Annotated in this window: 11 protein-coding genes; 9 read left to right on the top strand and 2 right to left on the bottom strand. The window is 64.2% G+C overall.

Going from position 1 to position 13542, the window contains the following annotated elements:
• Positions 1–3: 3 nt before the first annotated feature.
• The 7 genes from nuoL to GQ651_RS07805 all read left to right on the top strand — a co-directional run bounded on the left by nuoL (position 4) and on the right by GQ651_RS07805 (position 9085).
• The gene (gene nuoL / locus GQ651_RS07835; RefSeq protein WP_160763616.1) at positions 4–2124 is read left to right on the top strand and encodes an NADH-quinone oxidoreductase subunit L; all 2121 of its coding nucleotides are present in this window, start codon (positions 4–6) and stop codon (positions 2122–2124) included.
• Positions 2124–3683 (top strand): NADH-quinone oxidoreductase subunit M, encoded by a 1560-nt coding sequence (locus GQ651_RS07830; RefSeq protein WP_160763615.1) that lies wholly within the window; start codon positions 2124–2126, stop codon positions 3681–3683. Before nuoL ends, GQ651_RS07830 begins: the two co-directional genes overlap by 1 nt.
• Positions 3683–5119, top strand: coding sequence for an NADH-quinone oxidoreductase subunit NuoN (gene nuoN / locus GQ651_RS07825; protein WP_160763614.1), 1437 nt, complete (start codon positions 3683–3685; stop codon positions 5117–5119). Before GQ651_RS07830 ends, nuoN begins: the two co-directional genes overlap by 1 nt.
• A gap of 89 nt (positions 5120–5208) precedes the next feature.
• The gene (locus GQ651_RS07820; RefSeq protein WP_160763613.1) at positions 5209–5961 is read left to right on the top strand and encodes a biotin--[acetyl-CoA-carboxylase] ligase; all 753 of its coding nucleotides are present in this window, start codon (positions 5209–5211) and stop codon (positions 5959–5961) included.
• A 15-nt stretch (positions 5962–5976) separates the two neighbouring features.
• Positions 5977–6750 carry a type III pantothenate kinase gene (locus GQ651_RS07815; protein ID WP_160763612.1) on the top strand — a complete coding sequence of 258 codons (774 nt, stop codon included), beginning with the start codon at positions 5977–5979 and terminating at the stop codon, positions 6748–6750.
• Positions 6747–8414, top strand: a complete 1668-nt coding sequence (locus GQ651_RS07810) for a ribonuclease J (RefSeq protein WP_160763611.1) — start codon at positions 6747–6749, stop codon at positions 8412–8414. Before GQ651_RS07815 ends, GQ651_RS07810 begins: the two co-directional genes overlap by 4 nt.
• Positions 8411–9085 (top strand): HAD-IA family hydrolase, encoded by a 675-nt coding sequence (locus tag GQ651_RS07805; protein ID WP_160763610.1) that lies wholly within the window; start codon positions 8411–8413, stop codon positions 9083–9085. Before GQ651_RS07810 ends, GQ651_RS07805 begins: the two co-directional genes overlap by 4 nt.
• A gap of 76 nt (positions 9086–9161) precedes the next feature.
• Here GQ651_RS07805 and GQ651_RS07800 read toward each other — a convergent pair whose 3' ends face one another.
• Positions 9162–10655 (bottom strand): DEAD/DEAH box helicase, encoded by a 1494-nt coding sequence (locus tag GQ651_RS07800; protein ID WP_160763609.1) that lies wholly within the window; start codon positions 10653–10655, stop codon positions 9162–9164.
• Between the two features lie 481 nt (positions 10656–11136).
• On the opposite strand from GQ651_RS07800, the gene GQ651_RS07795 reads away from it, so the two are divergent.
• On the top strand, positions 11137–11508 hold the full coding sequence (locus GQ651_RS07795) for a hypothetical protein (RefSeq protein ID WP_160763608.1): 372 nt from the start codon (positions 11137–11139) through the stop codon (positions 11506–11508).
• Here the strand turns inward: GQ651_RS07795 and GQ651_RS07790 are convergent.
• Positions 11505–13112 carry a peptide chain release factor 3 gene (locus GQ651_RS07790; RefSeq protein WP_160763607.1) on the bottom strand — a complete coding sequence of 536 codons (1608 nt, stop codon included), beginning with the start codon at positions 13110–13112 and terminating at the stop codon, positions 11505–11507. The genes GQ651_RS07795 and GQ651_RS07790 overlap by 4 nt on opposite strands.
• A gap of 91 nt (positions 13113–13203) precedes the next feature.
• Here GQ651_RS07790 and GQ651_RS07785 point away from each other — a divergent pair, with 91 nt between their 5' ends.
• On the top strand, positions 13204–13464 hold the full coding sequence (locus GQ651_RS07785) for a DUF7218 family protein (RefSeq protein WP_160763606.1): 261 nt from the start codon (positions 13204–13206) through the stop codon (positions 13462–13464).
• The last annotated feature ends 78 nt before the right edge of the window (positions 13465–13542 follow it).

The following is a 13542-nucleotide window of genomic DNA, read 5'->3' as shown; positions in this document are numbered from 1 at the left end:
GACATGGCGACGATCATTCTCTTCGCGCCCCTGATCGGAGCGCTGATCTGCGGCTTCGGCTGGCGGCTTATCGGGGAAAAGGCGGCTCAGTGGACGGCCACCGGCCTTCTGTTCCTCGCGGCCTTTCTGAGCTGGATCATCTTCCTGACCTTCGACGGCGAGACCCAGCAGATCCAGATCCTGACCTGGATCGAGTCGGGCACGCTCGCCACCGACTGGGCCATCCGGCTCGACCGGCTGACGGCGATCATGCTGGTGGTGATCAACAGCGTCTCGGCGCTCGTGCACCTCTATTCCTTCGGCTACATGGCGCATGACGACAACTTCCGCGAAGGCGAAAGCTATCGCCCGCGTTTCTTCGCGTATCTGTCGTTCTTCACCTTCGCCATGCTGATGCTGGTGACCGCCGACAACCTCGTCCAGATGTTCTTCGGCTGGGAGGGCGTGGGCCTCGCCTCGTACCTGCTGATCGGCTTCTACTACCGCAAGCCTTCGGCCAACGCCGCTGCCATCAAGGCCTTCGTCGTGAACCGCGTGGGGGATTTCGGCTTCGCGCTCGGTATCTTCGCGATCTTCTTCCTGGTCGACTCGATCAATTTCGACGATGTCTTCGCCGCCGCGCCGACGCTGGCGGAAACCGAGATCAGCTTCCTCTGGACCTCTTGGAACGCCGCCGAACTGATCGCCTTCCTGCTCTTCGTGGGCGCCATGGGCAAATCGGCCCAGCTTCTTCTGCACACATGGCTGCCGGATGCGATGGAAGGCCCGACGCCGGTGTCGGCGCTGATCCACGCGGCCACCATGGTCACTGCGGGCGTGTTCCTCGTCTGCCGCATGTCGCCGGTGATGGAATTCGCGCCCACCGCCACGACCTTCATCGTCATCGTGGGCGCCTCTACCGCCTTCTTCGCGGCGACCGTCGGTCTGGTCCAGAACGACATCAAGCGAGTGATCGCCTATTCGACCTGTTCGCAGCTTGGCTACATGTTCGTGGCGGCTGGCGTGGGCGTCTACTCGGTCGCGATGTTCCACCTTTTCACCCACGCCTTCTTCAAGGCGATGCTGTTCCTCGGCGCCGGTTCGGTCATCCACGGGATGCACCACGAGCAGGACATGCGGAACTATGGCGGTCTGAAGAACAAACTGCCCTACACGTTCTGGGCCATGATGATCGGCACTCTGGCGATCACCGGTGTCGGCATCCCGCTTCTCTATCTCGGCTTCCCGGTGGGCTTCGCGGGCTTCGTCTCGAAGGACGCGATCATCGAGAGCGCCTTCGCGGGCGGCACCGATGCGTCGATGTTCGCCTTCTGGGTCCTCGTCATCGCGGCGCTCTTCACCAGCTTCTATTCCTGGCGGCTGATGTTCCTGACCTTCTACGGCGAGCCGCGGGGCGACAAGCATACCCATGAGCACGCCCATGAAAGCCCGCGCGTCATGCTCGTGCCGCTCGGCGTTCTGGCCGTGGGTGCGATCCTTGCCGGCATGGTCTGGTACAAGCCGTTCTTCGGCAGCCAGTCCTCGGTCGACAAGTGGTTCGGCATCAAGACCGCCGCGGTCGAGGCCGAAAGCGAAAGCCACTCGCAGCTTCTGGGCATTGTCGGTGCGGCCCATGCGGCGGGCGAGGAGAGCGACAGTCACGGAAGCTCCGAGCCGCGCGTCCAGACGCCGGGGCAGGGTGCCATCTATATCGGTGACGACAACCACGTGCTGCACGACGCGCATGAGGTGCCTGTCTGGGTCAAGCTCTCGCCATTCGTCGCGATGCTCATCGGCTTCCTGACGGCGTTCCAGTTCTACATCCGCCGCCCGGACCTGCCGGCCAAACTGGCCGAGAACCAGGCGCCGCTCTACCGCTTCCTGCTGAACAAGTGGTATTTCGACGAGGCCTACAACTTCCTCTTCGTACGTCCCGCCATGTGGGTCGGCCGCTTCCTCTGGAAGAAGGGCGACGGCGCGACCATCGACGGCGCGCTCAACGGGTTGGCCATGGGCGTGGTGCCGTTCTTCACCCGCCTCGCGGGCCGTGCGCAGTCTGGCTACATCTTCACGTATGCGTTCTGGATGGTGGTCGGCATCGCCGTCCTCATCACGTGGATGTCTATCGCCGGGGGGGCTGAATAATGCTTCTCGACAACCTCCTCTCGATCGTCACCTTCATCCCGCTGATCGGCGCGGTGATCCTCGCGCTGTTCCTGCGAGGCGATGACGAGGCCGCGCAGAAGAACGCCAAATGGCTGGCGCTGGCCGCGACCTCGGCCTCGTTCCTGGCCTCGCTCTTTATCCTGTTCGGCTTCGATCCGACCAACCCGGGCTTCCAGTTCGTCGAGGAGGACGAGTGGATCCTCGGCCTGACCTACAAGATGGGCGTGGACGGGATCAGCGTGCTCTTCGTCATGCTGACCACGTTCCTCATGCCCATCGTGATCCTTGCCTGCTGGGACGTCACACACCGGGTCAAGGAATACATGATCGCTTTCCTCGTTCTGGAAACGCTGATGCTGGGCGTGTTCTGCGCGCTGGACCTCGTCCTTTTCTACCTGTTCTTCGAGGGCGGGCTGATCCCGATGTTCCTGATCATCGGCATCTGGGGCGGGAAAGAGCGGATCTACGCGTCCTTCAAGTTCTTCCTCTACACCTTCCTCGGCTCGGTCCTGATGCTGGTCGCGATGATCGCGATGTATGTGGATGCGGGCACCACCGACATCCCGACGCTTCTGGCCCACAATTTCGGTTCCGAGACGCTGGATGTCTGGGGCTTCCAGATCGTGGGCGGTTTGCAGACCCTGCTCTGGGTCGCCTTCTTCGCCAGCTTCGCGGTCAAGATGCCGATGTGGCCGGTTCATACCTGGCTTCCGGATGCGCACGTTCAGGCGCCGACGGCGGGCTCGGTCGTTCTGGCGGCGATCCTTCTGAAGATGGGCGGCTACGGCTTCCTGCGCTTCTCGCTGCCGATGTTCCCGGTCGCCTCCGACCTTCTGGCGGATTTCGTCCTCTGGCTCAGTGCCATCGCCATCGTCTACACGTCTCTGGTGGCGCTCATGCAGGAGGATATGAAGAAGCTCATCGCCTATTCGTCGGTCGCCCATATGGGCTACGTCACGGCGGGCATCTTCGCGGCCAATCAGCAGGGCGTCGACGGCGCGATCTTCCAGATGCTCAGCCACGGCTTCATCTCGGGCGCGCTCTTCCTCTGCGTCGGCGTGATCTATGATCGGATGCACACCCGCGAGATCGACGCCTATGGCGGTCTGGTGAACCGGATGCCGGCCTATGCGGCGGTGTTCATGCTGTTCACCATGGCCAATGTGGGCCTGCCCGGCACCTCGGGCTTCGTGGGCGAATTCCTGACGCTGATGGGTATGTTCCAGGCCAACACCTGGGTTGCGGTCATGGCGACCACCGGCGTGATCCTCAGCGCCGCCTATGCGCTCTGGCTCTATCGCCGGGTCGTCATGGGCGACCTGATCAAAGAAAGCCTGAAGAGCATTTCCGACATGACGAGCCGCGAGCGCTGGATCTTCGCGCCGCTCATCGTCATGACCATCCTGCTCGGCGTCTACCCGAGCCTTGTGACCGATATCATCGGCCCCTCGGTTGAAGCCCTTCTGGGCCAGTACGAGACCGCCGTGGCCGACTTCGCAGCCGAGAACATGGTTGCGGCGAATGAGGGGGCGAACTGATGCAACCCGGCGATCTTTCGATCATCCTGCCCGAACTGGTGCTGTCGATCTATGCGATGGCCGCGCTTCTGGTCGGCGTCTATGGCGGCAAGGACAAGCTCGCGCCGCTTCTTCTCTGGGTGACCTCGGGGCTTTTCGTGGCCGTGGCGCTCTGGATCGGGTTTCAGGGGCGGGGCACCTCGGTCGCCTTCGAGGGTATGTTCATCGACGACGCCTTCGCGCGCTTTGCCAAGGTGACGATCCTTCTGTCGGCGGCGGTGATCCTGCTCATGAGCGAGGGCTACATGCAGAGGCGGGGGCTTCTGCGCTTCGAGTACCCGCTTCTGATCGCGCTGGCCGCTGTCGGCATGATGATGATGGTCTCGGCCGGCGACCTGATCGCGCTTTACATGGGGCTCGAGCTTCAGTCGCTGGCGCTTTACGTCGTCGCCTCGCTTCGCCGGGACAGCGTGAAATCGACCGAGGCGGGCCTCAAATACTTCGTGCTCGGCGCCTTGTCCTCGGGCCTGCTGCTCTACGGTGCCTCGCTGGTCTACGGTTTTGCCGGAACGACGTCTTTCGCTGGTATCATTCAGGCCGCTCAGGGCGAGACGCCGCTCGGTCTTCTCTTCGGTCTCGTCTTCGTCATCGCGGGTCTTGCGTTCAAGGTTTCGGCCGCGCCGTTCCACATGTGGACGCCGGACGTCTACGAAGGCTCGCCCACGCCTGTCACAGCGTTTTTCGCCACCGCGCCTAAGGTCGCCGCTATGGGCCTTTTCGCCCGCGTCGTACATGACGCCTTCGGCGGGGTCGTGGGCGACTGGCAGCAGATCGTGGCCTTCCTGTCGGTGATCTCGATGTTCCTCGGCGCGGTCGCGGCCATCGGTCAGACCAATATCAAGCGCCTGATGGCCTATTCGTCGATTGCCCATATGGGCTATGCGCTGATGGGCCTTGCCGCCGGCACCGCCTTCGGCGTGCAGGCGATGCTGGTCTATATGGCGATCTACGTGACGATGAATATCGGCACATTCGCCTTCATCCTCGCCATGGAGAAGGACGGCAACCCGGTGGTCGAGATCGCGTCGCTCAGCCAGTATTCGCGCCGCGACCCGGTCAAGGCGCTCTGCATGCTGGTGCTGCTTTTCAGCCTCGCAGGCGTGCCGCCGCTGGTGGGCTTCTTCGGCAAGTATTACGTGCTTCTGGCAGCGGTCGAGGCGGACCTCGCATGGCTCGCCGTCGCGGGCGTGGTGGCCAGCGTCATCGGCGCGTTCTACTACCTCCGCATCGTGTACCTGATGTATTTCGGCGCTGACGAGAACCACCTCGATACCGGCACTTCGCCGGTGCTCTGGGGCGCGCTGGTGGCCTCGGCGGTGATCATGGTCGTGGGTGTCATCAACCTCTTCGGGATCGAAGGGGTGGCGGCGGCCGCGGCGGCGACGCTTGTCAATTAAGCCCGGAATGACCCTTTCGCCGGGGCGACAGCCCCGCATCGCGCCCGCCCCCCGCCATGGGGGCGGGCGGCCTGCTTTCGGGGGTATCGATGTCTGACCACCTGCTCCCCTGGCCCGACGGCACCGGCCGTATCATCCTCGACGAGGTCGACAGCACAATGGCCGAGGCGCAGCGCCGTGCTCCAACGCTGGACCGCCCGACATGGATCATGGCCCGCCGCCAGACCGCCGCACGCGGCAGGCGGGGCCGGAAGTGGTCACAGCCCAAGGGCAATTTCTCGGCCACTTTCGTGATGAAGCCGCGCGGCAATCCTGCCGCCGCAGCGCTTCGCTCCTTCCTCGCCGCCAATGCGCTGTTTGAAACGCTTGCGCTTCAGGTCAACCGCGACGCGCTGGCGACGAAATGGCCGAATGACGTCCTGCTCAACGGAGGCAAGGTGGCTGGCATCCTTCTGGAAAGCGCCGGGGCGGGTGGCCGCGTCGACTGGCTCTCTATCGGGATCGGCGTCAACCTGATGACGGTCCCCGAAGACGTGCGCGACGCCGCTTTCCCGCCGGTCAGCGTCCGGGGCGAGGGCGGTCACCCGATGCCCCGCGACGAGTTCCTGTCGGCCATCGCCTCCAGCATGGCCACCGAAGAGGCGCTGTTCAAGCGCTTCGGCTTCGGCCCGATCCGCGAGCGCTGGCTTCAGCACGCCGCCCGGCTGGGCGAGGTCATCACCGCCCATACGGGCCGTGACGAGATCACCGGCACGTTCGAGTCCGTGGACGAGGCGGGCCAGCTTGTGCTTCAGACGCCGAAGGGCCGGGTGACCGTGCCCGCGGCGGATATCTATTTCTAGAAAGGCCGAACGACCATGCTGCTCTGCATCGACTGCGGCAACACGAACACCGTCTTTTCCGTCTGGAACGGGTCCGAGTTTCTCGCCACCTTCCGCGCCTCGACCGAGCATCAGCGGACGGCGGACCAGTATTACGTCTGGCTCTCGACGCTGATGCAGCACAAGGGCCTGCCAATGGACATCGACGAGGTCATCGTCTCGTCCACCGTGCCGCGCGTGGTGTTCAACCTGCGTGTCCTCTCGGACCGCTACTTCAACACGCGCCCCCTTGTCGTGGGCAAGCCCGACTGCCTGCTGCCCGCCGCGCCGCGTGTGGATGCGGGCACCTCGGTCGGCCCGGACCGGCTGGTCAACACCGCCGGGGCCTATGACAGACATGGCGGCGACCTGATCGTGGTGGACTATGGCACCGCCACCACCTTCGACGTGGTGGCCGAAGATGGCGCCTATGTGGGCGGAGTGATCGCGCCGGGGGTGAACCTCAGCCTTGAGGCGCTGCACATGGCCGCCGCCGCGCTGCCCAACGTGGACGTCACCCAGCCCCAGAACGTGATCGGCACCAACACGGTCGCATGTATGCAGTCGGGCATCTTCTGGGGTTACATCGGCCTCGTCCGCGAGATATGCGGACGGATCAAGGCGGAATACGATCGCCCCATGCGCATCATCGGCACCGGTGGCCTCGCCCCGTTGTTCGACCGCGCCGACGGGCTATTTGATACAATCGAAGACGATCTGACCATGCATGGCCTGACGGTCATCCATCGGTTCAACAAGGAAAATACATGAGTAATGACAGACTGATCTACCTGCCCCTCGGCGGGGCCGGGGAAATCGGCATGAACGCCTATGTCTACGGATACGGCGCGCCCGGAAAGGAGCGGCTAATCGTCGTGGACCTTGGCGTGACCTTCCCGGAGATGGAGGGATCGCCCGGGGTCGACCTGATCTTCGCCGACGTGGAATGGCTGGAAGAGCGCGCCGACCGCATCGACGGCATTTTCATCACCCACGCGCACGAAGACCACGTGGGCGCGGTCGGCCATCTCTGGTCGCGGTTGCGCGCTCCGGTCTATGCGCGGGAGTTCACCGCCCATCACGCCAAGCGCAAGATGGAAGAGCAGGGCCAGAACCCTGACAACGTCACCGTCATCCCGCCATGGCCCCAGACCATGACGGCCGGCCCGTTCAAGCTGGGTTTCGTGCCGATCAGCCACTCCATCCCCGAGTCCTCGGGCCTCGTCATCGACACGCCCGCCGGGCGGCTGGTCCATACGGGCGACTTCAAACTCGATCCCACCCCGCTGGTGGGCGAGCCCTTCGATGCCGTGATGTGGGGCGAAATCGGGGCGTCGGGTGTCAAGGCGCTGATCTGCGACTCCACCAACGTTTTCTCGCCCAATCCGGGCAGATCGGAGGCATCGCTCGGCCCCGAGATCACCAAGCTGATCCAGGCACAGGACGGCATGGTCGTGGCCACCACCTTCGCGTCGAACGTAGCGCGGGTGAAAACCTTAGCCGAAGCCGGCGTCGCGGCGGGCCGCTCGGTCTGCCTGTTGGGTCGTGCCATGCGTCGGATGATCGAGGCGAGCGTCGAGACCGGCGTCCTCACCGATTTCCCCACCGTGGTCAGCCCGGAAGAGGCGACCAGCATTCCGCGCGGCAACCTGATGCTGATCGTCACCGGCAGCCAGGGCGAGCGGCGCGCAGCGTCGGCCTCGCTCAGCCGGGGCAAATATCTCGGCCTGACGATGGCCGAGGGCGACATGTTCCTCTTCTCGTCAAAGACGATCCCCGGCAATGAGCGGGGCGTCATCCGCATCATGAACGCCTTCTCCGAGATGGGCGTGGACGTGGTGGACGACTCGGACGGGCTCTACCACGTGTCGGGCCATGCCAACCGGCCCGACCTCGAACAGATGCACGAGCTGATCAAACCCCAGATGCTGGTCGCCATGCATGGCGAGCACCGTCACCTCCGCGCCCACAAGGCGCTCGGCGAGGCGCGCGGCATTCCGGGCGTCGTGGCTCCGAACGGCACCATGGTGGACCTGACCGGCGACCGGCCCGTGGTGGCAGAATATGTCGAGGCGGGGCGCACCTATCTCGACGGGTCGGTTCAGATCGGCGCGCTCGACGGCGTGGTGCGGGACCGTATCCGCATGGCGCTGAACGGCCATGTCCTCGTCACGCTCATCATCGAGGATGACGAGCCCCTGGGCGAACCGTGGGTCGAGCTTCGGGGCTTGCCCGAAACCGGCAGTTCCAATGCACCTCTGGCCGAGGTGATGGAAGAAGACCTGTCGCAGTTTCTGGGCCGCGCCAAGCGCAAGACGCTGGCGGATGACGACAAGCTGGAAGACGAGTTGAAGCAGATCGCCCGCAAGGTCGCGCAGGACGAGATCGGCAAGAAGCCCGAGGTTACGGTTGTCATCAGCCGCCTGACCGCATGACGCCGGTTCTCTTCGATCTAGACGGGACGCTGATCGACAGCCTCGGCGGTATCACCGAAGCGGCCAATGCTACGCTGGCCGAGTGGGATGTCGCGCCCATCGGCCCCGATCTGACGGTGGGCTTCGTAGGGCGGGGCGAAAAAGTCTTCGTCCAGCGCATGATCGCTGCGACGGCCTTGCCCGAAGGCGAGGAGGCCGCGATCCTGCCGCGCTTCGTCGAGCACTATAAGATCGCCGCGCGCAACACGCCGCTCATGCCGGGCGCGCGGGCGGCGCTCGACCGGCTCCATGCGCAGGGCGTGGCCCTCGGCCTTGTCACGAACAAGCCACGCGCGCCGCTCGGCCCGACGCTCGAGGCGGCGGGCCTGACGCAGGATTTCCAGGTGGTGCTGGCGGGCGACGATCTGCCCCGGCGCAAGCCCGACCCCGACCCGATCTTCGAGGCGATGCGCGTGCTTGGCGCCGAGCGCTGCCTCTACGTCGGCGACAGCGATATCGACGCCGAGACCGCGCTCGCCGCGGGGCAACCCTTCGTGCTCTACACCGAAGGCATCCGCACCGTGCCGGTGGAGGATATCCCGCATACCGAGAAATTCAGCGATTTCGCCGATCTCGACGCGATCATCGCCCGGATCGACGAGGGCTGGAGCGCGGGGCGCGTCGGCCTCTGATCACCCAAAAGAAAAGCCGGAAACGCGTCTCGCGTCTCCGGCCTTTTCAATGGCTTAGGGCAGGGCAATCGCCTTATCAGCCCGCTTTGCGTTCTTCGAAGCTCTTGGCGATGAAACTGGGCATATGATCGCCCATGCCGACGACCTTGTTGCCCCCCCGGTCATCATTGCCGCCACGCCCGCCGCGACGGCCGCGGCCGCCCCGGGTGTTGTCCTTGTCGGAGCGGGCCTCTGCAGGCTCGCTCGCCACTTCGGCTTCGGCCTCGGCGGGGGCAGCGTTTTCATTCGTCGCCTCGACGATCTCTTCCGCCTTGGCCTCGTCCTTGCGGCGACGGCCGCGGCCACGACCCCGGCTTTCGCCCTCGTCACTGCCCTCATCGTCCTTCTTGCGGCGGCCGCGCTGCGGCTTGTCGTCAAGCTGAACCTCGGGCGCGTCGGCGCGGGGGATGGCCTTGTCGATCAGTTTCTCGATCGCATCCAGCAGCTTTTCATCGGACGGCGCGCAGATCATCACCGCCTTGCCGTCACGACCCGCGCGGCCCGTTCGGCCGATCCGGTGGACGTAATCCTCGGAATGGGTGGGGACGTCATAGTTGAACACGTGGCTGACCGACGGGATGTCCAGACCGCGCGCCGCCACATCGGAGGCCACGAGGATCTTCAGCCCGCCATCGCGGAACTGGTCCAGCGTGCGCGTCCGCTGCGACTGGTCCAGATCGCCATGGATCGGGGCCGCGTCGAACCCGTATTTCTTCAGCGACTTGGCGACGATGTCCACGTCCACCTTGCGGTTGCAGAAGACGATCCCGTTGGTCATCTTCTCGCCTTCGCGCTCGATCACACCGCGCAGGATCGCGCGCTTCTCGCGTGCGCCCTTCTCGCCACGGGCAGTCTTGGTCATCACGACTTCCTGCGCGATCGTCTCGGACGCCGTCGCCTGACGGGCGACCTCGATACGGACGGGGTTCGACAGGAAGGTGTTGGTGATGCGCTCGATCTCGGGCGCCATGGTGGCCGAGAAGAACAGCGTCTGCCGCGTGAAGGGCGTCAGCGAGAAGATACGCTCGATATCCGGGATGAAACCCATGTCGAGCATCCGGTCGGCCTCGTCCACCACCATGACCTGCACGCCGGTCAGCAAAAGCTTGCCGCGCTCGAAATGGTCCAGAAGACGGCCCGGCGTCGCGATCAGGACGTCCACGCCCCGGTCGATCAGCTGGTCCTGCTCCTTGAAGCTGACGCCGCCGATCAGAAGCGCCTTGGTCAGCTTCACGTTCTTGGAATAGGTGTCGAAGTTCTCCGCCACCTGCGCCGCCAGTTCCCGCGTCGGACACAGGACAAGACTGCGCGGCATCCGCGCCCGGGCGCGGCCGCGTGCCAGCATGTGGATCATCGGCAGCGTGAAGCTGGCCGTCTTGCCCGTGCCGGTCTGTGCGATGCCCAGGACGTCGCGTCCTTCGAGGGCGGGAGGGATGGCGCCGGCCTGAATGGGTGTCGGCGTCTCGTAGCCTGCTTCTTCAACAGCCTTGAGGATTTTCGGCCCGAGGGCCAGATCGGTGAATTTCGTCATATTGGTCCATATATTACGGACCAAAATTCACGGCCCGTCGGCATTGTCGCGGGCGGGTCCGGATGACCCTGAGCTCATTTGTCCACAAGCCCCCGCCTAGGTGCGTGAGAGGTAGGGCAAGAATGCCCTCTGGTCAATGCGCCCTTTCGTTCCGGCAACAATGCGTGGAAATCGACAAACTTGTTTCCGTTTCGCAGGAGGCATCTGAAATGCCGAAGAATTTCCGCTTTTCTCAGAAAAATCGGATTTGAGGCCGATCCGGTCCTATCGCCTGACGCCGCGTCATGCGTCGAACGGGCTGCGGATAGGACCGGATCACCGGGTCTGCCGTTGTTATCGGAAAGCGATGTCCTCGTGACTTCACGTCATCTGTCAGGCGCCGAGTGTCAGATTTCGCGAACAGGGTTATCCACAAGTCGCAGCGGTTGCGTGGCCAAGCTGCGCGCGCTAGGCCGAGCCGGGCGCACTGCGGGACGCGGGAATGGGACGGATAGAAGCCATCTGGACGAGCTTTTGCGCGCTGCCGCTCTGGGTCAGAGTCTGGATCGCTGTCGTCCTCGTTCCGGTAAACCTCGCTACTGTCACGCTAATCGGCCAGCCGAACGGGGGGCTGATCGCGGCGCTGGCCGTGGCTGGGCTCGCCCCAAATCTCGTGTTGCTACTGGTCCAGCGCGGCTTTTCCCGCGCCATGGCCTTCTCGCATCTGGTGTTCTGGACGCCGCTTCTGGTTGTGCTTTGGCCGCTTCTCGGCGCGCTATTCCCGACGGTGCTCTTCGCCGTCAACGCGGTGTCACTGGCGTTCGACCTCCGCGACGCGGCGCTCTGGGTGCGGGGCGACAGGGCGGTTGCCTAGACCATCATCTCCTTGGTCGCACTCAGCGTAAGGTCGGGATAATCGCGCTCGATCCGGTCGATGTCCCACTGAAGCCGCGTCAGGTAGACGAGATCGCCGTCATTATCCTGGGCCATGTGTCCCTTGTTGGCCTGCGCAAACGCCTCGACCTTGTCCTTCGGGCCACTGACCCAGCGGGCGGAGGTGAACTGCGACGGCTCGAAACGGACGGGCAGGCCGTATTCAAGCTCGATCCGGCTGGCCAGAACCTCGAACTGAAGCTGGCCGACGACGCCCACGATAAAGCCCGAGCCGAGCACCGGCTTGAACACCTTGGCCGCGCCTTCCTCGGCGAACTGCATCAGTGCCTTGTCCAGATGCTTGGCCTTCATCGGATCGCCCGCGCGGCAGTTCTGCAGAAGCTCGGGCGCGAAGGACGGGATGCCCGTGACCTTCAGCGTCTCGCCCTCGGTCAGCGTATCGCCGATACGAAGCTGCCCGTGGTTCGGAATGCCGATGATGTCGCCCGCCCACGCCTCTTCCGCCAGCTCGCGGTCGGACGCGAGAAACAGCACCGGGTTGGAAATCGCCATCGGCTTTTTCGACCGCACATGGGTCAGCTTCATGCCCCGTTCGAAATGCCCCGAGGCGAGGCGGACAAAGGCCACCCGGTCGCGGTGCTTGGGGTCCATGTTGGCCTGCACCTTGAAGACAAAGCCCGCGACTTTGTCCTCCTCAGGTGCGATCTGGCGCGGCTCTGCCGATTGCGGCTGCGGCACGGGGCCATAGTCCCCGATCCCGTCCATCAGTTCCTTGACCCCGAACGAGTTGATGGCCGAGCCGAACCAGATCGGCGTCAGCGTCCCGTCCAGAAAGGCCTGCCGGTCGAAGGCGGGCAGCAGCTCGCGCGCCATCTCGACCTCTTCGCGAAGCTGCTCCAGAAGCGCGGCGGGCACATGCTCGGCCAGCTTGGGGTCGTCCAGCCCGTCGATCTTGATCGATTCCGCGACCTTGTTCCGGTCCGACCGCTCCATCAGTTCCAGCCGGTCCCGCAGCATGTCGTAAGACCCGATGAAATCGCGTCCCGTCCCGATGGGCCAGGAGGCGGGCGTCACGTCGATGGCAAGGTTCTCCTGGATCTCGTCGATGATCTCGAAGGTCTCGCGGCTTTCCCGGTCCATCTTGTTACAGAAGGTCAGGATCGGCAGATCGCGCAGGCGGCAGACCTCGAACAGCTTCTGGGTCTGGCTTTCCACGCCCTTCGCGCCGTCGATCACCATGATCGCCGCATCCACCGCCGTCAGGGTGCGATATGTGTCTTCCGAGAAATCCGAGTGGCCGGGCGTGTCCACCAGATTGAAGCGGTACTTGCCGTAATCGAACGACATCGCCGAGGCCGAGACCGAGATACCCCGGTCCTTTTCCATCTGCATGAAGTCCGATCGCGTCCGCCGTGCCTCGCCCTTGGCGCGGACCTGACCCGCCATCTGGATCGCGCCGCCATAAAGCAGGAATTTCTCGGTCAGCGTGGTCTTGCCCGCATCCGGGTGCGAGATGATCGCGAACGTCCGGCGACGCGCGATTTCCGGGGGCAGGGGGGCGGTGTTCGAGGCTCGGTCCAGCATGATGCGCCGCCTATACGGTCCCGCGCGTGCGCTGGCAAGGAACAGCACGCGCGGACGCAGCGTTTACCCCTGAACGGACAAGGAGACCACGATGACCAAGGACCACGGCCCCAGCATCAAGGACGATGAGGCCTATGAAAGCCTCCGCGACGAGGGCTATTCCAAAGGCAAGGCGGCGGCCATCGCCAATGCGCAGGCCAATGACGATATGGACCCCGGCCAGAAGGGCGGAAAGCAGCCGCCTTACGAGGAATGGACCAAGGACGAGCTCTACGAGCGCGCGCAGGAGCTCGACATCGACGGGCGGAGCGACATGACCAAGGACGAGCTGATCGAGGCCCTGAGAAGCTGACTTGACGGGGGTGTCGGTCTGAGATTAGGCTGCGAACATAACAAGAACATTTGATTTGAGTTCGAGCCTTTTTCAGAG

The sequence above is a fragment of the Kangsaoukella pontilimi genome, from assembly GCF_009830125.1.
Classification (GTDB): Bacteria; Pseudomonadota; Alphaproteobacteria; order Rhodobacterales; family Rhodobacteraceae; genus Kangsaoukella; species Kangsaoukella pontilimi.
Note: the sequence above shows the minus strand (reverse complement) of the source record. Positions and strands in the feature narration are given on the sequence as shown.